We start from the raw sequence: 19,082 nt of genomic DNA, 5'->3' as shown, positions 1-19,082 counted from the left end.
ATGACCATCACCCGTCTTCATTCCGGCCCACGCATGAGCCAGGCCGTCATCCACGGCGACACCATCTATCTGGCCGGCCAGGTGGGCGCGCCAGGCAAGAGCGTCACCGAGCAGACCGAGACGATCCTGGGCCAGATCGACGCCCTGTTGGCCGAGACCGGCAGCGTCAAGTCCAAGGTCCTGTCGGCGACGATCTGGTTGGCCGACATGGCCGACTTCGCCGAGATGAACGCCGTCTGGGACGTCTGGGTCGGCGGGCAGGACGCCCCGGCGCGCGCCACCGGCGAAGCCAAGCTGGCCACCCCGGACTACAAGGTCGAGATCATCATCGTCGCCGCGCGCGACTAGACCCTGGCGGCGTCGGCTCGGCCGACGCCGTCCTTTAGCCTTCCGGGCCTTCGCGCCAGCGGTTCAAGTGGCGATCGATCAGGGCTGACAAGGCCTCGCCGTCGCCGGCTTCCAGCAAGCCGATCATCTGGGCGTGGTCGTCGTTGCTGCGGCGGATCGCGCCCAGCGAACGCCAGCCGCGCGCCCCGGGGAGGCCGCGCTGGCGCAGGGCCTTGATCTCCTGGGCCAGGGTCAGGTTGTTGCAGGCTTCATAGAAGCGGTCGTGGAAGTCCGAGTTCAGGCCGCGCAGCACGTCTAGGTCGCCGGTCTCGATGGCCGCGTCGAACTGGGCCACCATCGCCTTCAGCTCGATGATGTCCTGCGATGTGCGCCGCTTGGCCGCCAGCTGGACGGCGGCTTTCTCCAGCACCGTGCGTGTCTCGATCAGGTCCTCGCGCTCACGGTCGGTGAGGTTGATCACCCGATAGCCGCGATTCTTGACGTGCTCGATCAAATGCCGGGTCTTCAGGTCCAGCAGCGCCATGCGCACGTCGAAACGATGGGCGCTGTAGTTGGTCTCGATATCGGTCTGCTTGAGCCATTCGCCCGGCCGAAAGGCGCCCGACAGCAGATCTGCTTCGAGCGCGCTCACCAGCTCAGCGGCGCCGTCCTTCTTCCGCGACGCGGTTGACACATCCACGATAGTAGCCAATCTCTGTAGCCAATCACGGCATCTAAGTTAGCAACAGTCGCGATCCGTTGCCAACCGCCGGCCGGGGCCCTTGTCGATCTTAAGGAGACTTTCCATGCCATTTCCCGTGCGGGTGGCGTGCGTGCAGACGTGCGCGACGCCTGACCTCGAACAGAACCTTTCGCAGGCCGAAGCCTTTATCCGTCAGGCCACGGGGCAGGGCGCCAGCCTGGTCGCCCTGCCGGAAGCGTTCGACTTCCTGGCGCCGACCGCTACGGAGATGCACGCCTACGCCCTGCCCGAGGAGAGCCACTTGGCCACCCTTCGTCTAAAGGGGCTGGCCAGGGAACTTTCGATCTGGATCCTGGCCGGCTCGGTTTCCACCCGCTCGGGCGATGGCGCGGTGGTCAATCGATCCTTGGTGATCGATCCCGAAGGCGCGATCACCGCGCGCTATGACAAGATCCACCTTTTCGACGTCGATTTGCCCGATGGCGGCGCGGTGAGGGAGTCGGACTTCTATCGACCGGGCGAGCGCGCGGTGGTCGCCGATACGCCCTGGGGCGGCCTGGGCCTGACGATCTGCTACGACGTGCGTTTCCCGCAGCTGCATCGCGCCTTGGCCGAGGCGGGCGCTGGCATCCTGGCCGTGCCCGCCGCCTTCAGCAGCGTCACCGGACCCCTGCATTGGGAAACGCTGCTGCGGGCCCGGGCGATCGAGACCGGCAGCTTCGTCATCGCTCCGGCCCAGTGCGGCCTGCACTATGGCGAGCGCCGCAGTCACGGCCAGTCGATGATCATCGACCCGTGGGGCCGCGTGCTGGCCGAAGCCGGCGATGAGGTCGGGGTGATCCTGGCCGATCTGGACCTGGACGAGGTCGAGCGCTTCCGCGCCGCCATCCCCTCCTTGGCCAAGGGCCGCGCCTTTGCCCTCGGCGAGGTGGCGGCATGACCCTGGAGCCGACCACCGTCCGCGTTCGCCTGAAGGAAGGTCACGAGGTCGTCGCCTATGTGTATGGCGAGGGAACCGAGACCGTGCTGATGGCCAATGGCGGGCCGGGCCTACCCAGCCTCTACCTGCGCGCGCCGCACGCCCGGCTGGTCGAGCGCGGCTATCGGGTCGTGGCCTGGGATCAGTTGGGCTGCGGGGCGTCGGACCGACCGACCGATCCGGCGCTGTGGACGCTGGGCCGCTATGTCGAGGAGGCCGAGCAGGTGCGCGCCGCGCTCGATCTGGGCCAAGTACACGTGCTGGGGCACAGCTGGGGCACCTGGCTGTTCACCGAATACTGCCTGACCTATCCGCAGAGCGTGAAGAGCTGCGTGCTGGCCGACGGGGCTTGCGACATCCCGCATCTGGTCGGCGAGCTGGGCCGCCTGCGCGGCGCCCTGGGGGCCGAGACCGTCTCGATGATGGTCTTCCACGAGGCCCAGGGCACGCTGGACCATCCCGAGTACCAGGCGGCGGTGACCCTACTCAATCACCGCCATGTCTGCCGCCTGCCGGTGTGGCCCGAGCCGCTGACCCAGGCCCTGGCCGACTGGAACATGGGTCCCTACGAGACCATGCAGGGCCCCAACGAGTTCACCTATACCGGCAATATGAAGGCCTGGAATCGCGTGCCCGCCATGGGGGCGATCACCACGCCATGCCTGGTGGTGGCGGGGCGCTATGACGAGCTCACGCCGGCCTGCGCCTTCCTGATGCACGACGCCTTGCCGGACTCGCGGATCCACATCTTCCCGCACAGCTCGCACATGCCGTTCTACGAAGAGCCCGACGCCTATTTCGCCGTGCTCGAAGCGTTTCTGGACGAGGTGCGCGCCGCGAAGGCGCCGTGAAAATTCGTCATTAAAATCGAACAAATCGATTGCATGCCAAAATTGGCTACTATTAGGTCTCCATATTGGCTACTATTTAGAGCCGACCCGGGGCGGTCGGCCTCGGGGGATAGGCTCATGAAATTCTCGCACCTGCTCTTGGCGACCACGGCGCTGTTAGGCGCGGCTGCCGCCCAGGCCCAGGCCCAGGCCCAGGCCCAGGCCCAGGCCGCCACGACCGACGACGGCACGACACTGGAAGCGGTGGTCGTCACCGGCTCGCGCTTCTCCGGCACGCTGACGACCTTCCCGGGCTCGTCCACGGTGCTTAATGAAGTACAGCTGGAAAAGCAGCTGGCCACGACCAACGATATCGGCAGCGTCCTGGCCTCGACCATTCCCGGCATGGCCGCCGCCAACGGCACCGCGGCCAATGTCGAGCAGAGCCTGCGCGGCCGCCCGCTTCGCGTGTTCATCGACGGCGTGCCGGTTTCCAACCCGCTGCGTGACGGCGGTCGCGACCTGCGCCTGATCTCGCCCAACGCGATTTCCGGCATCGAGGTCATTCGCGGCGCCTCGGCCATCTATGGCCAAGGCGGCGCGGGCGGCGTCATCAACTACGTGACCCGCAAGGGCAAGGCTGACGACGGCTGGAAATTCCACACCGAGCTCGGGACCGGCTTCTCCACGGAACACTTCACCGGCAGCAGCAGTCCCAGCGTCTCGCAGAGCGTGACCGGCGCGGTGAAGGGCTTCGATGTCACCCTCAACGGCAGCTACGAACATGTCGGCGGCCAGTTCGACGCTGACGGCGACCGCCTGGCTCCGGACCCGCATAACTTTGGCGGCATCTCCGACTCCGACATTTGGAACATGTTCGGCAAGGTCGGCTACAATTTCGGCGGCCAGCGCCTGGAGGTGATGGGCAATTTCTATCGCCAACACCAGGACACCGACTACATCAGCCGCGCCGGCAACATCGCGCAGGGCCTCAAGGAAACGGCGGTCAAGGGATCCTACGATCCGCGCGCCCTGGATCCGGTCAACCGCAACGTGATGGGCTATCTGGGCTACTACAACGACGACCTGCTCAGCAGCGCCTTCCATGCCCAGGCCTACTATCTGAAGAACTATTCGGTCTTCTCGTTCGATCCGGCGCGCCTGGGCGGCACCCAGACGACGATTTCGTCGGAGAAGATCGGCCTGCAGAGTGACTTCCGCACGCCGCTGGAGAAGCTGGGCTGGTCGTCGGGCGGGGAACTGCTCTGGGGCGCGGACATCAGCCGCGACACCACCCAGCAGCCGCTGATCCCGCTGACCAACAATCCCGGCGACGGCCGCACCTTCACGCCGCCGCTGGAGCAGATGAACTACGCGGCCTTCGCCCAGCTGGAGATGCCGCTGACCGAGCGCCTGACCCTGCGGGCCGGCGTGCGCCACGACCAGTTCGTGCTGAAGATCGATGACTTCGTCGCCGGCCTCACCGGCGTGCATGTCGAGGGCGGCGAGCTGAAGTACCACGCCACGCCGGTCAATATCGGCGGCACCTTCCAGATCGCCCCGCAGGCCCAGCTGTTCGGCGGCTTCTCACAGGGCTTCTCGATCCCCGATATCGGCTCGCCGCTGCGTCGCGTGGCCGTGACTAACCTGGATAATTTCGATCCCAAGCCGCAGCTGGTGAACAACTACGAGCTCGGCCTGCGCGGCAAGGTCCTGGGCGTGCGCTACACCGGCGCCTACTTCATCAACACCGCCAAGTTCGGCACCGACTTCATCATCGACACGGTCAATCCTTCCGAGGCCCAGACCCTGCGCGAGAAGGAGAAGGTCCACGGCTGGGAAGTGGTGCTGGATGGCCGCCTGACGCTCAAGACCCGCTGGTCGGCCAACTATTCGCACACCGAAGGCAAGCGCGACGCCACCCATGACGGCACGCTCGACACGCCGCTGACCGGCCGCCGCATCGGCCCCGACCAGTTCAACCTGATGCTGGAGCACGACATCACCGACGATTGGCTGGTGCGGCTGCAGTACAACCACTCGGGAACCCGCAACGCCTTCCCGAACTCCACCGTCGGCAGCTTCTACACTGGTCGCGTGCGTAGCACCGATCGGCTGGATGCTTTGACCCAGTTCAAGGTCAATAAGATCGATATGAGTGTCGGCGTGAACAACCTGCTCAACGAGAACTACTATTCGATCACCTCGCAGATGATCAATCGCAACGAACTCTACAGCAAGGCTGAGGGGCGGACGGTCTATCTGAAGCTTGGGATCAACTACTGACGCCGACAGGCCTCATCGACCTTCGAAGATCACAGCGCGGAGACCGCGGCCGGCGCCTGAGGCGTCGGTCGCTCCCTAGTCCATGACCGATTCCACGATCCCGCCCTTGTCGCCCTATGACCTTGGTCGCACGCCGGCCACGGCCTGTCGCGCTGACCAGCGGTTCTCCTACTGCCTCTATGTGCCGACCACCGGGGAGGCGTCCGACCGGCGTATCCTGGTGGCCGTCCACGGCACCGAGCGCGGCAACCAGGCGATGCGCGACCTGTTCTCCGACCTGGCCGAAGCGCTCAACCTGATCATCCTGGCGCCGCTGTTCCCGTGCGGGATCGACGAGCCCTATGATCGCGACAACTACAAATACATCGAATATCGCGGCATCCGCTTCGACCAGGTTTTGCTGTCGATGATCGATGAGGTCGCAGCGCGTTACGGCGTGGACGCTGGGCGCTTCTCGCTGTTCGGCTTCTCAGGCGGGGCCCATTTCGTGCACCGCTTCTATTATCTGCATCCCCAACGGCTCAGCGCCCTGTCGGTTTGCGCGCCGGGCTCGCCGACCCTGCTCGACAGTCACAAGCCCTGGTGGGTGGGTGTGGCCGACATGGAGGCGCGGTTTGGGCGTCCGCTCGATCCGCCCGCCCTGCGCGCCGTGCCGGTCCATCTGGCGGTCGGCGACGCCGACACCGACACCTGGGAGATCACCCACAAACCCGGTGGCGCGCACTGGATGGAAGGGGCCAACGGGGCTGGAGCAACCCGCATCGAACGCCTCAAGGCGCTGGAGGCCAGCCTTTCGGCGGCCGGCGTGCGGGTGCGGATGGACATCCTGCCCGGGGTGCGCCACCAGCGGGACGCCCTGGCCCAGTCAGCCATCGCTTTCTTTACCCAGGCGCTCGGCGCCAAGGATGCATCCACGCCATGCTGAGGCCCAACGCCGTGAAAGCGCGTCTGGCCAGGCGCGAGCCTTCGTTGGGCGCCTGGCTGTTCATGGCCAGCCCGCCGGCCGCCGAGTTGTTGTCCCATGTTGGGTTCGACGCCCTGATCGTCGATTTGGAACATTCGCCTGCTGCATTGGGCGAGGCTGTCGATCAGCTGCGCGCAGCCGGCGGTCGGCCTGACGGGCCGACCTTGCTGGCGCGCCTGCCCAACGTCGAGGCCGCCGTGGTCAAGCCCGTGCTCGACATGGGCGTGGAGGGTCTGTTCGCCCCCGCGTTGGAGAGCGCCGACGAAGTCGAGCGCCTCGTCCGAGCCGCCTATTATCCGCCGCGCGGCGCGCGCGGCCTGCACTACACCGTCTCACGCGCCGCGGGCTGGGGCGCCGACAGCGCCGCCTATCCGGACCACGCCGCCGACCAGACCCTGATCGTGGTGATGATCGAGTCCGAGAAGGGCGTCGCGGCCATCCCCGAGATGGCGGCGGTCGATGGCGTGGACATGTTCTTCATTGGCCCGCTGGACCTGTCAGCCAGCATTGGCGTGGCCGGTGAGTACGACAGTCCCGCCTTCATGGAGCTGTGGGGCGAGGCCGAGCGGCGCATCCTGGAAAGCGGCGTCGCCCTGGGCGGCACGATCCTGCCGGGCCATCCGGCCCAGCGCCTGTTCGAGCGACAATACGCCTTCGTGACGGTGGGCGCGGATGCGGGTTTCTTGCGGAGCGCGGCCGTGTCGGCGCTGGATGGCGCCAGGAGACCCGCGCATGACTGATGGCAAGATGACGCCCGCGCGTCGTGGCGTGCTGGCCGGTCTAGCGGCCATGGCGGGTCTGACCGGGGGCAGGGGACTGGCCCAGGGCCAGGACCTGATCGCGGCCTCGCGGCGCGAGACGGGCCTGCGCGTCTATTCCAACATGGCCGAATATAACTGGCGCGAGATTCTGGAGGGGTTCAAGCGCCGCTATCCTTGGATCCGGGTCGAGACCCTGGACATGGGACCCACCGAGGCCTTCGAGCGCTATTACGCCGAAACCTCGGCCCGGCGCGCCTCGGCCGACATCATCGTCAGCAGCGCGCCGGACGCCTGGCTGCGCTTCGCCCAGCGCCGTGCGGCGGCCAGCTATCGCAGTCCCGAGCAATCGCGCCTGCCGGCCTGGAGCCTGCCGCTGCCGGGCGTCTACACCCTGTCGGCCGACCCGATGCTGATGGTCTACAACAAGGCGTTGCTGGATCCGCACCAGGTCCCGACGGGCCTTAATCAGCTGACCACGCTGGCGGCGGCCAATCCACGCAAGTTCGCCCACCGCATCACCACCTATGACGCGTCCGCCCACGCCCTGGCCTATGCGGTGCACTGGTCGGCGATCGATCAGAAGAAGCCGGGCGGCTGGGACCTGATGCAGCGCCTGGCGCCTTACGTGCGGGTCGAGACGGGCGGGGCGGCCATGCTCGACAAGGTCACGGCCGGCGAATACCTGGTCGGCTACCACGTCTCGGCCGTGACGGTCTTGCCGCAGATGCTGACCAAGGGCCGCGCTAAGATCGTCGCCTGGACGCTCTGCGCCGACGGCACGCCCGTCGTGCCGCGCGGCATGGCGGTGACGGCCGCGGCGCGCAATCCGGCCTCGGCCCGGCTGATGCTGGACTACCTGCTGTCGCGCGACGGCCAGATCGCCGCCGCCAAGGGCGGGTTGACGCCCTATCGCAGCGATGTGAGCGAGCGCGACGTGCCGTTCCTGACCCATGACGGCGTGATCCGTCGGCTGGGCGGTGAGTCCAAGGTGGTCATGGTCGGCTACGACCACCGGATGGTCAGCCAGTACGACGCCTTCGTCGCCCGCTGGAACGGGCTGTTCCACAGGCGGCGCCGATGAGCCGCGCGAGCTCTGGAGCCCCCATGCCCGCATCCGCCAAGCTTCTCGACGGCCGCTCGTCGCTATCGCATGCCTTGCTGATCCAGTGGGCGACGGCGATCGTCACCGTCATCCTGGTCGCCGCGCCCCTGGGCCCGATCCTCTGGCAGTCCTTCCTCGACAAGCCGTTGTATGAGACCGGCGCGCTGACGCTGCGCAACTATTCGCGGCTTTTCGGCGACCCCGACTTCCACGACGTGCTCGCCAACTCGTTCCAGCTGGCCGGCCTGACGACCTTGGTCGCCTGCGCGGCGGGCGTGGTCTTCGCCCTGTTCATTGAGCGCACCAACCTGCCAGGCCGGCGCTGGCTGCGACCGCTGGTGCTGTGGCCGATGTACATCTCGCAGCTGGTGACGGCCTTCGCCTGGTACATCATCTACGGGCCGTCGGGTTACATCACCCTGCTGGGCGAGCGCCTGATCGGCGTGCCGCCCTGGGACATGTATTCGATCCCCGGCATGGCCATCGTCGCGGGCGTCACCCAGGCGCCGTTGGTCTATCTGTTCTGCTCGAGCTCGGCGCGGATGGCCGACGCCACGCTGGAGGACGCCGGTCGCAGCATGGGCGCGGGCGCCCTGCGGGTGCTGTGGTCGATCTCGCTGCCGCTGATGCGGCCGGCGATCATCTACAGCGCCCTTCTGGTGTTCATCGGTTCGTTGGAGATGCTGGCGGTGCCGCTGGTGTTTGGACGCCCCGCCGGCCTGGAGTTCTTCACCACCTTCCTGTTCAGCCGGGGCCTGGGCGCGATCACCCCCGACTATGGGCTGGTGGGCGCGGCCGCCGCCCTGCTGCTCGCCATTGTCTCGGGACTGCTGGTCCTGCAGGGCCTGCTGCTGAGCAAGGCCGGCCGGTTCGTCACCGTGAAGGGTAAGGCCCAGCGACCCAAGGTCGCCGACCTGGGCAAGGCCGGGCCGCCGATCGCCGCGGCGCTGTGGCTCTATCTCGTCCTGGCCCTGCTGATCCCCCTGATCGGCATCGTGCTGCGAGCCTTCACGACCTTCCTGACGCCGTTGCTGTCGCCGTTCGAGCTGCTGACCTTCGACAACTTCACGATCCTAGCCAAGTACCCGGCCTATATCCGCTCGATCACCAACAGCGTCGTCATCGCCTTCGTCGGCGGCGTCGGGGCCACGACTTTCGTGGCCCTGCTGGCCCTGGTCGTGCAGCGTTCCAGCTTCCCGTTCCGGCGACAGCTGGAATATGTCGCCCTCTATCCGCGCGCCATGCCCGGCGTGGTGGCCGGCATCGGTTTCTTCTGGGCGATGCTGCTGATCCCCGGCGCCAGCCTGCTGCAGGGCACGATCTGGATCCTGATGATCGCCTTCGCCATGCGCGGCATGCCCACGGCCTATGGCGCCCTGGCGCCGGCCATGATGCAGATCGGTAAGGAGCTGGACCAGAGCGCCCGCTCGGTCGGCGCCAGCTGGTGGACGGTCTCGACCCGCATCGTCCTGCCCCTGATGAAGCCCGCCCTGTTCTCGGCCTTCACCCTGCTGTTCCTGGGCATGCTGAAGGAATACGCCTCGGCGGTGTTCTTGTTCGCGCCGGGCGCCGAGATCATCGGCACGACCATGTTGTCCTTCTGGGCCAACGGCAACAGCGGCGCGGTCGCCGCCCTGTCGGTCATCCAGCTTCTGATCACCTTCCTCTTCGTGACGGCCGCGCGCCTCATCACAAGGACGCACCGCGATGTCTGATGTTTCTGTCGAGAACCTCTCCAAGCGGTTTGGCGACGTCACCGCCCTGCACGACGTCAACCTGCATGTGGCGCAGGGCGAGTTCCTGACCCTGCTGGGCCCGTCCGGTTGCGGCAAATCGACGACCCTGTTCGCGATCGCCGGCCTCGACACCCCCACGGGCGGCGTGATCCGGGTGGGCGGCCAGACCTTCTTCGACGGCGCTGGCAAGGTCGATGTGCCGCCCGAGCGCCGGAATCTCGGCCTCGTCTTTCAGTCCTACGCCCTGTGGCCGCATATGACGGTCGCCCAGAACCTGGCCTTTCCGCTGAAGCTGCGCGGCGTCAGCAAGGCCGAGCAGGCGCCGCGCATCGCCGAGGCCCTGTCGCTGGTCGATATGGGTGAGTACGGCGCGCGCTTTCCGCACGAACTGTCCGGCGGCCAGCAGCAACGCGTGGCCCTGGCCCGCACCTTGGTGTTCCGGCCGACCCTGCTGCTGCTCGACGAGCCGCTCTCGAACCTGGACGCCAAGCTGCGGCTCAAGGCGCGAAGCTGGCTGAAATCGTTGCAGCGCCAGCTGGGCCTAACCACGATCTACGTCACCCACGACCAGGAAGAGGCCCTGGCGCTCAGCGACCGCATCGCGGTGATGGACAAGGGTCGGATTGTCCAGCTGGACCGGCCCGAGACCATCTATCGCCGCCCCGCCAACACCTTCGTCGCCGACTTCATCGGGGCCAGCAACTTCCTGCCGGTGCGGCGGACGGGCGCGACGGTGGACGATATCACGCCGGTGATGACCGAGGCGGGCGTCGCTCTGCGCGCGGTGGCCGCCGGCTCGCCCAGCGCCGACGACGGGATCGTCACGGTCAGGCCCCAACACATCCGCCTTTCGCGCCTAGCGCCGACCGATCCTGGCCTCAACGTGCTGGCCGGCGCGATCATCGACCGCACCTATCTGGGGGCGCGACACGCCTATGGCCTGGAGATCAGTGGCCATACCCTGGTCGCCGAGGCCGAGGAGGTGCTCGAGCCGGGGCCGATCTTCGCGGTATTCGAGCCGCGCGACACGCTGCTGATCGCGCGTTAGGCCGATGCCGACGATCGACCTGGGCGGCACGCGCTATCGGTTCGACGATCTGAAGGCCCTGCTGGCGGCCGCCTCGCCGTTTCGATCGGGCGACGCCCTGGCCGGCGTCGCCGCCCCCGACGCCGCGACGCGCGTGGCGGCTAGGCGCGCGCTGGCGGACCTGCCGCTGAAGGCGTTCCTGACCGACGCCATCGTTCCCTACGAGGATGACGAGGTCACCCGGCTGATCATCGACGGGCACGACGCGCAGGCCTTCGCGCCGATCTCGCACCTGACCGTCGGCGATTTCCGCGACTGGCTGCTCGGCGACACTGCGGACGGGCCGGCCCTGGCGCGGCTATCGCCGGGCCTGACGCCGGAAATGGTCGCGGGCGTCTGCAAGCTGATGCGTAACCAGGACCTGATCGCCATCGCGCGCAAGATCCAGGTGGTCAGTCGTTTTCGCAACACCCTGGGCGAGGCCGGCGCCCTGGCCGTCCGGCTGCAGCCCAACCATCCGACCGATGATCCGGCCGGCGTCGCGGCGATCATCTTGGATGGTCTGCTGATGGGCAGCGGTGACGCGGTCATCGGGGTCAATCCGGCCACCGACAGCGTCGCGGGCGCCACGACCCTGCTGCGGCTGATCGACGATCTGCGCCAGGCCTATGCGATCCCGACCCAGAGCTGCATCCTCACTCACATTACCAACACCATCGCGGCGATCGAGCGCGGCGCGCCGGTGGACCTGGTGTTCCAATCGATCGCCGGCAGCCAGAAGGCCAACAGCGGTTTTGGCGTCGACCTGTCCGTGCTGCGCGAAGGGCGCGAGGCGGCTCTGTCGCTGAACCGCGGGACCGTCGGTCAGGACGTCATGTACTTCGAGACCGGGCAGGGCGCGGCCCTCTCGGCCGACGCCCATCACGGCGCCGATCAGCAGACCATGGAAACCCGGGCCTATGCCGTGGCGCGGGCGTTCTCGCCACTGCTGGTCAACACCGTGGTCGGCTTCATCGGTCCCGAGTACCTCTATGACGGCAAACAGATCGTCCGAGCCGGGCTGGAAGACCACTTCTGCGGCAAGCTGCTGGGCCTGCCGATGGGTGTGGACGTCTGCTACACCAACCACGCCGAGGCTGACCAGGACGACATGGACGACCTGCTGACCCTCCTCGGGGTGGCCGGGGTCAACTTCGTCATCGGCGTGCCCGGCGCCGACGACATCATGCTCAACTACCAGTCCACCAGCTTCCATGACGCGCTCTACCTGCGTCAGGTCCTGAACCTGCGACCCGCGCCGGAGTTCGCCGCCTGGCTCGACCAGATCGGGCTGCTGGACGCGCGCGGCGGCGTCCGTCCGAAGGCGCTGGATCAGGTCGGAGCGATCCTGGCGCTGCCGAGGGTGCTGGCGTGACGGGAGCCTTGATGACCCGCCTGCGCGCCGCCACCGACGCCCGGATCGGCCTGGGACGGGCGGGAGCGGGGCTGCCGACCGCCGCGATGCTGGCCTTCCAGAGCGATCACGCCCTGGCCCGCGACGCTGTCCATGCGCCTATGGACGCCGACGCCCTGGTCGGCGCTCTGGTTGGAGACGCGACCATCACCGTGTCCAGCTGCGCCGATAGCCGTGCGGCCTATCTGCAAAGACCCGACCTGGGACGGCGCCTGGACGCCGACTCCGTCGAGCGGCTGCGGGCGGCGGAGCAAGGCCATGACCTGGTCATCGTCATCGGCGACGGCTTGTCCGCGAGGGCGGTTCAGGCCCACGCGCCCGCCGTGGTCGCGGCGTTGCGCGAACGGCTCGCCGGCTGGCGCATCGCGCCGATCGTCCTGGCCCGGCAAGCGCGGGTGGCCCTGGGCGACGAGATCGGCGAGAGCCTGGGCGCGGCCATGTCGCTGATGCTGATCGGCGAGCGCCCCGGCCTCAGCTCGCCCGACAGCCTGGGCGCCTACCTGACCTGGGGGCCGCGATCAGGCCGCGCCGACAGCGAGCGCAACTGCGTCTCCAACATCCGTCCGCCGCGCGGCCTGTCCTACGAGGCCACCGCCGCCAAGCTCGCCTGGCTGCTGCATCAGGCCCGCGCCCGCGCCCTGACAGGGGTGGGGCTGAAGGACGATTTCGATCCGGCGCTGGCCGCCGAGGTCCCGAACCGCGCCCTGGAGGCCTGAGCCATGTTCACGATCAATCCCATGCCCGCGCAAATCCCCGCCGATCTGATCGCCCTGTTGGAGCAGGTCGAGACCGCCACCCTGGGCCACGTGCTGCACCACGGCTTCGTCGATCCGGCGATCCGCTCGGTATGGGACGGCCCGCGCGTGGCCGGCACGGCGGTGACGGTGCGCATCCCCGGCGCGGACTCGACCCTGCTGCATCACGCGGTCAGCACCGCGCGGCCGGGCGACGTGCTGGTGATCGAGCGCTGCGGCGACACCCGTCACGCCTGCTGGGGCGGGGTGACCACCAACGCCGCGAGGCTGAAGGGTATCGCCGCCGTCGTGATCGACGGTCCGGCTACGGATTTCGGGGAAATCCGCCGCGCGGAGATGCCGGTCTGGTGTCGCGGCTCCACGTCCCTGACCACCAAGTTCCTCGGCCTGGAAAGCGCTTTGAACGTGCCGGTCTCGGTCGGTGGCGTTGCGATCAATCCGGGCGACGCGGTCCTGGCCGATGAGAGCGGCGTGGTCGTGCTGCCGCCTGATCGCGTCGAGACGCTCGCACGCCGCGCGATCCAGATGCAGCAGGACGAGCTCGACGTGCTGACGCGCCTGAGAGCGGGCGAGGCTCTGGCGGACATTTCCGGCGCCAACCGCCTGATCGCCCAAGCCATGGCGTCGCGATGAGCGGGGCGCTCAGCCCGCGCGGCGTAGCGGTGTTCGCACATCGTTGGGCCGGATTGGTGATCGGCGCGCTCTGGGCCATGCAAGGGCTGACGGGCGCGTTACTGGTCTTTCAGCCGTAACTCGAACGGCTGGCGCACCGTCCGTTCTCGACCGCGCACCAGCGCCTCTCCGAAATGGCCGACCCCTTGCATTTCGGCACGGTTGGCGGGGCTGTAACCAAGCTGATCTGGTTTGTGTTCGGCTTGGTCCTGACCTCTCTGTCGGTGTCCGGTGTGGCGGTCTACGCCTTGCGGCTGTCACGCGACGGCGGGATCGCGACGGCCTGGGCCAGCGCTTGGCGCGGCATGGGTCTCTGGCGCTGGCCGGCCCTTGCGGGGATCGGGATCGCCTTGGCGCTGTTGCCGGCGCTGTTCCAGGCCGCCGGTGGCGACTAGCGACCGCGATCAAGCGCCAAGTCTTGGCGTCCATCAGTTGCGCCCGCCACCCCCAAGGAATAGCTTTCAACGGGGCGACCTGGTCTGGGGCAGGTGTCGTGCGCGCGCTATTGAGGCAGAACCTCTACAAGGTTCCGAGGAGATGACGGCCTCGGACGCCGACAGGACCGTGGAAAAACTTTGTCTGGCGCTCTCGGCTGACCTTATCGCCAGCGGATTCCTGCGAGGGGCATATCCCTCCGCGCTGGACACGCTTTTGGCGCTGGCCATAGGTCAAGCCAACCTAGCGTCCATGAATCGCAACTTGGCGCTTCAAAAGGCGTATGCCGGACTTAACAGCTCACCGCCCGACGACCTGCGTCGGCCCGTGCGCGTCCGATCCGTGGCCATCTCGCTTGGCGTCCCTCAGGAAACCGCGCGGCGGCGGGTGGCGCGGATGGTCAAGGCCGGATTTATGGTCCAGACGAAGGCTGGGGTCTTCATGCCCCAGAGCGTCACGGAGACGCCCGTTTACGTCGCGACCGCCGAGGCGACATGGCGGGCGATCGGGGACCTTTACGGCGCTCTCCGGCGCGAAGGCGCGCTTGGCGCGCCAGCCCACAAGGTCAGCGATGACGAGATTCCCCATCGCTACATGATGCGGCTTTGGGGGGACCATTTCCTGCGGCTGATCGAGGCGCTTTTGCCCATGGTGCAAGAGCCGTTCGATATCGTCTTGCTGTTTGCGGTCTTGCGCGCGTGCCAAGCGACGAAGCCTGTGGCGAGCAAGCCCATCTCCGCCCTATCCCTGTCGCGGTCTCTTGGACTGCCGGGCGAGACCGTAAGGCGTAATCTGTTGCGGCTTGTCGAAAACGGCCTGTGCAGCAAGACGCCTCGCGGTTACCTCATCACGTACGCGCTGCTCGACACGCCCATCTGGCGGCAGTTCGCCGAGCGTCATCGCCTGATCCTGATGCGCTTTTTCTCCATCATGGGCGAGAGGGGCCTACTGGGCTGGTGGGAGGCTGACTACCTGGCGGCGAAAGCCTCGTCCCGGGCTTTGCCGGCGCCGTGAGCGCTCAAGGCGTATGGTGTGGTTCAGGTCAGCGCCGCGATGGTTCTTGCAGCGCCCATCACCCTTCCCATCGACGAGAGCAGCGCAGCCAGTTCCACCGGCTTGATCACGACGTCGGTCATGCCCGCGTCAAGGCAGGCCTGCACCTGATGATCCATGGCGTCCGCCGTGAGGCCGATAATGGGGATCGCGTCGAGTCCGAGTTCGGCGCGCACCCGACGCGTGGCCTCCAGCCCGCCCAAGACGGGCATGTTGACGTCCATGAGGATCAGGTCGAATGGTTCGGTCGCCAAGCGGTCAAGCGCGACTTGGCCGTTCTCCGCCTCCGCCAGCTGGCATTCGAGCGCGGTCAGCATCAACCCGATCACCTTGCGGTTCACCGGATGGTCCTCGACGAGCAGGATTTTCAAGTTGGATGGCAACGGTGTCGAGACATCATGGCCCCGTGACGCGCTCGGCGCGTCGACTGTCGGGACCTGGCAGCGGAAGCTGAGGGTGAACGTTGATCCAGCGCCGGCTTGGCTTTCGACCGTGACATCGCCTCCCATGAGCTTGGCCAGCCTGCGGGTGATGTTCAGGCCAAGCCCCGTACCGCCGAATCTGTGGGCCGTGGTCGCATCCGCCTGCTCAAAGGCGCCAAAAAGGCGCGTGCAGGCTTCGGGAGACATGCCAATGCCCGTGTCGCTGATCGAGATCCGCGCGATGACCTCGTGGTCGCCCGACGGACGGCAGCGTAGACGTAAGGTCACGCCGCCGGTTTCGGTGAACTTGATGGCGTTCGACAGCAGATTGGAGAGGCATTGGCGCACGCGCACTGGATCGAAGATCAGGGTCGGCGGAATGTCCTTGTCGATGTCGAGGGTGAGGGTGATGCCCTTGTCCGCGGCCAGCACGCCGTAGATCCTGACCATGCGCTCGCATTTGCGCCCCAGATCGGCCCGTAATGGCGCGATCCGCAGCTTGCCCGCCTCGATCTTGGAAAGGTCGAGCACGTCATTGAGCAAGGTCAGGAGGTTTCGACCAGAATCCTCGATCAGTTCGACCTGCTCGCGTTCTCCCGGCTCGAGCGGCTCCAGCTTCAAGGTTTGAGCTAGGCCGAGCATGCCATTGAGCGGCGTGCGCAGTTCGTGGCTCATGGTGGCCAGAAAGGTCGACTTGGCTTGGCTGGCGGCCTCGGCCCGCTCGCGCGCCTGGGCGAGGGCCCTGGCCGTTCGCCGTTGCTGAAACACGAAAGTTACGGCGCCCAGCGCGACGATCCCCAGCAGGCCCGCGACAAGGCTCCAAGCCAGCGAAAGGCGGCTTTGGACCTGCGCTTCGCGCTCGGCGCGCTGGCCCTTGTCCCGCTCGGCGTCCAGCGTGGTCTGCAGAGCGCCAGCGATATCGGCGATCCTGCGTTGGTGATCCTCGTGAAGCCGCCAAAGCGTTCGCCGGCGGGACAGATCCATGGCCTCAAACGCCGCCAGGCCCTTTCCCTCGGCGCGCAGCACATAGGCCCTGCTGAGTTGATCGGACGCATCGTCGTCTTTGAGCCTTGCGGGAGCGCCCTGCAATCGGAGAAGATCCCCTCGTGCGCCGGCCGCGTCGCCTGTCCGAGCGTGGGCCGCAAGACGCAGGCGCAAGGCCGATAGAGTCCAGCTGTCGTCGGCGCGATCGAGGGCGGACGCGACGGGCTGAAGACACGTCAGGACCCGCGACGGCTGGCTTTGAGCATCGGCGATCGCAGCGCAGAGATAGGCGTGGAAGAACGGCGCCCGCGGCCCGCCCGATGTCGCGATGACTTCGCCGTGCAACCGCCACAGCATTTCGGCCGATGCGAATTCGCCGGCTTTCAGCGCCAGAAGCGACAGGTTGTAGACGCGTTCAGCATCCTGCGTGTCGGCGCCTGTCTGGCGGTCGATCGCGATCGCGTCGGCCAGATGCTCGAGCGCCCCGCGATCATCGCCCAGGTCGGCCGACACGCGCGAGAGCAGGGTGTGGGCCTCGGCCGCGATCGGCAAGGCCATGGGCTCGTCATGGGTCGCGGCCAGCAACTTCGCGCCGCTGCGCGTGGCCGCCGCCCATTGATCCTGGTTGGCCTCCAGCCGTAGGCGTTCCAGTTCGACGACGTGATCGACGTCTTTGTTCTGGTGAACCAGGCGGGCTAGAAGGGTGAAGTCGATCTGGCGTCCGGGCGCGCTCATCGCCGTCTTGGACGCGCTCAACACGGAGATCACCGCCTGAAGCGGCGCATCCTTGTCGCGGGCGGCGACACGGCGACCCTCATCGGCCCACCGCTCGAAATCGGCGTCCTGACCATTGTTGCGATAATAGCTAAGGGTGCGCCACAAACCGTAGAGCCGGGCTCGACCGGATGTGCTCATGGCGGCCTTACCCACGGCCTCGATATCGGTGGGCGAGAGACGTCCGTGGTGCGCGCGGATCTCCTCGCCGAGGGCGCGCAGTCGTTCGACTCGAGATTCAGCCCGCGCAACGCCTGTCGTGCAGAACGGGATAAGCGCCAGCGCCAGGAGGCCGAGGGCCAGAGCTTTCGACCAAAAGCACCCACGACTAGTCTTCAAACGCATCTCACCACCAAAAGCCGCTCGCGACGTGGCGCCCTCCACGCCGCGGAAGGTCAAGTCGGAACTTCACGGGGCGATGGCGGCGACCAAGGCAGAGCTTGGCGCGTTTTACGGGCAATACCTAGACGTCGCCAACATGATCGGCCCGCTGTCCCAAATGATCTTCGGGCCAAGATCTCCAGACCATCAGGCTTCTCGCGCGGGCGCGGTATCGAGCCCATGCCGGCGGTCGGTCGAGATCAAGGCCTGACTTCGGGCAGGCGATCCAGGCGCCGCCAAGCCGGTGTTCCGCGCAAGTTTGGCTCGGCCTGCGCGATTGAGGCGCGCCTCAACGGGGCGGGGACACACCGCGGAGCGACGGCAAAGCCGCCCTTGCCCCGCGCCAGTCCGCCCGGCAGAGGCTCTCCAGGCGCTTCAGCGCTTCAGGGGGAGCACTGGACCTTACTCAGGTCCAGGCTCCCCCACCTTTGGTTGCGCTCGGCGGTGGAAGGGTGCGAGCCTTTTCTTTTCGCGTTCCAGGAGAGATCGATGATGGACGAGCAAGACAAGCTGCCCCTACTGACCGCCAGTGTGGTTTCAGCCTATGTCGGCGCCCATTCCGTCGCCATCGACGCCCTGCCGGCGCTGATCACCAACGTCTATGATGCTTTGAGCCAAGCCGGTTCGCCAGATCCCGCATCGGCGCCGGGCGAGCCGATCATCAAGCTCACCCCCCAGCAGATCCGCAAAAGCATCGAGCCGGACGCTCTGATCAGTTTCATCGACAATCGGCCGTACAGGACGCTCAAGCGCCATCTCCGTCGTCACGGCCTGACCGTCGAGGCCTACAAGGCCCGTTACGGCCTGCCAACCGACTACCCCACGTCGGCGCCGACCTACAGCGCCGCGCGGAGCGCCTTGGCCAAGGCCCATGGCCTTGGAATTGGCGGCCGCAAGCGGAAAACGCGCTAAAGCGCCGTCGCCAGTTCCAGGTCGCGCCCGTCCTGGACGTCAGCTGCATAGAGCCACCGCTTCGAACATCCGCCGCCAGAACAGGCGGCCACCACGGTCAGACCCGCGAATAGACGAACGCGACGTCAGCTATGGATGGCTAAGCGACCATTCTGGTTAAGGTCAGGCAAGCGCGAGCGATGTGGCTGGGAAGGAACGGCTTTTCGACGACGAGATGGCCGTGGCGGGCTTGGCCGAGAACATCCGGATGGCTGGACACAAACACCACCGGCATGGGCCCGAGCTTGGCCTCGATCGCTGCGACAGCATCGGGACCGGTGCCGTCCACGATGCAGTAGTCCGAGGTGATCAACTGCGGTGGATGGGTTAGGGCGCAATCGAGCGCCGACCGCGGGTTGTCGGCGATATCGACCGTTGCGAACCCCTGCTCCTTGAGCAGGTATTCGAGTTCCAAGGCGACCAGACAGTCGTCCTCTATAATCAGGGCATGTCGCTGAGACATGATGCGCCTCGAAGCTTCGCTGTT

Annotated in this window: 18 protein-coding genes; 15 read left to right on the top strand and 3 right to left on the bottom strand. The window is 66.9% G+C overall.

Annotated features, from left to right (window positions below; all coding sequences use genetic code 11):
- Complete coding sequence (locus MZV50_RS23485) at window positions 1–348, top strand: RidA family protein (protein ID WP_252631747.1); 348 nt, start codon at window positions 1–3, stop codon at window positions 346–348.
- A gap of 34 nt (window positions 349–382) precedes the next feature.
- On the opposite strand, the gene MZV50_RS23480 is transcribed toward MZV50_RS23485, so the two are convergent.
- Entirely contained in the window at window positions 383–979 is a 597-nt protein-coding gene (locus tag MZV50_RS23480) for a GntR family transcriptional regulator (RefSeq protein ID WP_252631746.1), read from the bottom strand.
- 154 nt (window positions 980–1,133) lie between these two features.
- Between MZV50_RS23480 and MZV50_RS23475 the strand changes: the two genes are divergently transcribed.
- The 13 genes from MZV50_RS23475 (at window position 1,134) to MZV50_RS23415 (ending at window position 15,044) form a co-directional block, all read left to right on the top strand.
- Window positions 1,134–1,970 carry a carbon-nitrogen hydrolase family protein gene (locus tag MZV50_RS23475; protein WP_252631745.1) on the top strand — a complete coding sequence of 279 codons (837 nt, stop codon included), beginning with the start codon at window positions 1,134–1,136 and terminating at the stop codon, window positions 1,968–1,970.
- Window positions 1,967–2,860 carry a proline iminopeptidase-family hydrolase gene (locus tag MZV50_RS23470; protein WP_252631744.1) on the top strand — a complete coding sequence of 298 codons (894 nt, stop codon included), beginning with the start codon at window positions 1,967–1,969 and terminating at the stop codon, window positions 2,858–2,860. Before MZV50_RS23475 ends, MZV50_RS23470 begins: the two co-directional genes overlap by 4 nt.
- A gap of 117 nt (window positions 2,861–2,977) precedes the next feature.
- Window positions 2,978–5,125, top strand: a complete 2,148-nt coding sequence (locus tag MZV50_RS23465) for a TonB-dependent receptor (protein ID WP_252631743.1) — start codon at window positions 2,978–2,980, stop codon at window positions 5,123–5,125.
- Between the two features lie 82 nt (window positions 5,126–5,207).
- A complete protein-coding gene (locus MZV50_RS23460) occupies window positions 5,208–6,050 on the top strand; it encodes a hypothetical protein (RefSeq protein ID WP_252631742.1) in 843 nt (280 codons plus the stop codon).
- Window positions 6,044–6,829 carry an HpcH/HpaI aldolase family protein gene (locus tag MZV50_RS23455; RefSeq protein ID WP_252631741.1) on the top strand — a complete coding sequence of 262 codons (786 nt, stop codon included), beginning with the start codon at window positions 6,044–6,046 and terminating at the stop codon, window positions 6,827–6,829. Before MZV50_RS23460 ends, MZV50_RS23455 begins: the two co-directional genes overlap by 7 nt.
- The gene (locus tag MZV50_RS23450; RefSeq protein WP_252631740.1) at window positions 6,822–7,931 is read left to right on the top strand and encodes an ABC transporter substrate-binding protein; all 1,110 of its coding nucleotides are present in this window, start codon (window positions 6,822–6,824) and stop codon (window positions 7,929–7,931) included. The genes MZV50_RS23455 and MZV50_RS23450 overlap by 8 nt, the downstream gene beginning before the upstream one ends.
- A 23-nt stretch (window positions 7,932–7,954) precedes the next feature.
- Complete coding sequence (locus MZV50_RS23445) at window positions 7,955–9,667, top strand: ABC transporter permease (RefSeq protein WP_252631739.1); 1,713 nt, start codon at window positions 7,955–7,957, stop codon at window positions 9,665–9,667.
- Window positions 9,660–10,736 (top strand): ABC transporter ATP-binding protein, encoded by a 1,077-nt coding sequence (locus tag MZV50_RS23440; protein WP_252631738.1) that lies wholly within the window; start codon window positions 9,660–9,662, stop codon window positions 10,734–10,736. The genes MZV50_RS23445 and MZV50_RS23440 overlap by 8 nt, the downstream gene beginning before the upstream one ends.
- A gap of 4 nt (window positions 10,737–10,740) precedes the next feature.
- Window positions 10,741–12,129, top strand: a complete 1,389-nt coding sequence (locus MZV50_RS23435) for an ethanolamine ammonia-lyase subunit EutB (RefSeq protein ID WP_252631737.1) — start codon at window positions 10,741–10,743, stop codon at window positions 12,127–12,129.
- Between the two features lie 11 nt (window positions 12,130–12,140).
- Entirely contained in the window at window positions 12,141–12,884 is a 744-nt protein-coding gene (gene eutC / locus MZV50_RS23430) for an ethanolamine ammonia-lyase subunit EutC (RefSeq protein ID WP_252631736.1), read from the top strand.
- Between the two features lie 3 nt (window positions 12,885–12,887).
- On the top strand, window positions 12,888–13,556 hold the full coding sequence (locus MZV50_RS23425) for an RraA family protein (RefSeq protein ID WP_252631735.1): 669 nt from the start codon (window positions 12,888–12,890) through the stop codon (window positions 13,554–13,556).
- 128 nt (window positions 13,557–13,684) lie between these two features.
- Complete coding sequence (locus MZV50_RS23420; RefSeq protein WP_289781930.1) at window positions 13,685–13,990, top strand: PepSY domain-containing protein; 306 nt, start codon at window positions 13,685–13,687, stop codon at window positions 13,988–13,990.
- A gap of 142 nt (window positions 13,991–14,132) precedes the next feature.
- Entirely contained in the window at window positions 14,133–15,044 is a 912-nt protein-coding gene (locus MZV50_RS23415) for a hypothetical protein (protein WP_252631733.1), read from the top strand.
- Between the two features lie 23 nt (window positions 15,045–15,067).
- Here the strand turns inward: MZV50_RS23415 and MZV50_RS23410 are convergent, their stop codons facing one another.
- A complete protein-coding gene (locus tag MZV50_RS23410; RefSeq protein ID WP_252631732.1) occupies window positions 15,068–17,662 on the bottom strand; it encodes a hybrid sensor histidine kinase/response regulator in 2,595 nt (864 codons plus the stop codon).
- Window positions 17,663–18,136: 474 nt separating this feature from the next.
- Between MZV50_RS23410 and MZV50_RS23405 the strand changes: the two genes are divergently transcribed.
- On the top strand, window positions 18,137–18,556 hold the full coding sequence (locus tag MZV50_RS23405; protein ID WP_252635305.1) for a MucR family transcriptional regulator: 420 nt from the start codon (window positions 18,137–18,139) through the stop codon (window positions 18,554–18,556).
- Window positions 18,557–18,695: 139 nt separating this feature from the next.
- Here the strand turns inward: MZV50_RS23405 and MZV50_RS23400 are convergent, their stop codons facing one another.
- Window positions 18,696–19,058, bottom strand: a complete 363-nt coding sequence (locus MZV50_RS23400; protein WP_252631731.1) for a response regulator — start codon at window positions 19,056–19,058, stop codon at window positions 18,696–18,698.
- Between the last annotated feature and the right edge of the window lie 24 nt (window positions 19,059–19,082).

It is taken from the genome of Caulobacter segnis (assembly GCF_023935105.1).
Classification (GTDB): Bacteria; Pseudomonadota; Alphaproteobacteria; order Caulobacterales; family Caulobacteraceae; genus Caulobacter; species Caulobacter segnis_B.
Note: the sequence above shows the minus strand (reverse complement) of the source record. Positions and strands in the feature narration are given on the sequence as shown.

Coding starts and splice junctions, on each gene's coding strand:
- MZV50_RS23485 (WP_252631747.1), top strand. CDS start 1: ATGACCATCACCCGTCTTCATTCCGGCCCACGCATGAGCCAGGCCGTC.
- MZV50_RS23475 (WP_252631745.1), top strand. CDS start 1,134: ATGCCATTTCCCGTGCGGGTGGCGTGCGTGCAGACGTGCGCGACGCCT.
- MZV50_RS23470 (WP_252631744.1), top strand. CDS start 1,967: ATGACCCTGGAGCCGACCACCGTCCGCGTTCGCCTGAAGGAAGGTCAC.
- MZV50_RS23465 (WP_252631743.1), top strand. CDS start 2,978: ATGAAATTCTCGCACCTGCTCTTGGCGACCACGGCGCTGTTAGGCGCG.
- MZV50_RS23460 (WP_252631742.1), top strand. CDS start 5,208: ATGACCGATTCCACGATCCCGCCCTTGTCGCCCTATGACCTTGGTCGC.
- MZV50_RS23455 (WP_252631741.1), top strand. CDS start 6,044: ATGCTGAGGCCCAACGCCGTGAAAGCGCGTCTGGCCAGGCGCGAGCCT.
- MZV50_RS23450 (WP_252631740.1), top strand. CDS start 6,822: ATGACTGATGGCAAGATGACGCCCGCGCGTCGTGGCGTGCTGGCCGGT.
- MZV50_RS23445 (WP_252631739.1), top strand. CDS start 7,955: ATGCCCGCATCCGCCAAGCTTCTCGACGGCCGCTCGTCGCTATCGCAT.
- MZV50_RS23440 (WP_252631738.1), top strand. CDS start 9,660: ATGTCTGATGTTTCTGTCGAGAACCTCTCCAAGCGGTTTGGCGACGTC.
- MZV50_RS23435 (WP_252631737.1), top strand. CDS start 10,741: ATGCCGACGATCGACCTGGGCGGCACGCGCTATCGGTTCGACGATCTG.
- eutC (WP_252631736.1), top strand. CDS start 12,141: ATGACCCGCCTGCGCGCCGCCACCGACGCCCGGATCGGCCTGGGACGG.
- MZV50_RS23425 (WP_252631735.1), top strand. CDS start 12,888: ATGTTCACGATCAATCCCATGCCCGCGCAAATCCCCGCCGATCTGATC.
- MZV50_RS23415 (WP_252631733.1), top strand. CDS start 14,133: ATGACGGCCTCGGACGCCGACAGGACCGTGGAAAAACTTTGTCTGGCG.
- MZV50_RS23405 (WP_252635305.1), top strand. CDS start 18,137: ATGGACGAGCAAGACAAGCTGCCCCTACTGACCGCCAGTGTGGTTTCA.
- MZV50_RS23400 (WP_252631731.1), bottom strand. CDS start 19,058: ATGTCTCAGCGACATGCCCTGATTATAGAGGACGACTGTCTGGTCGCC.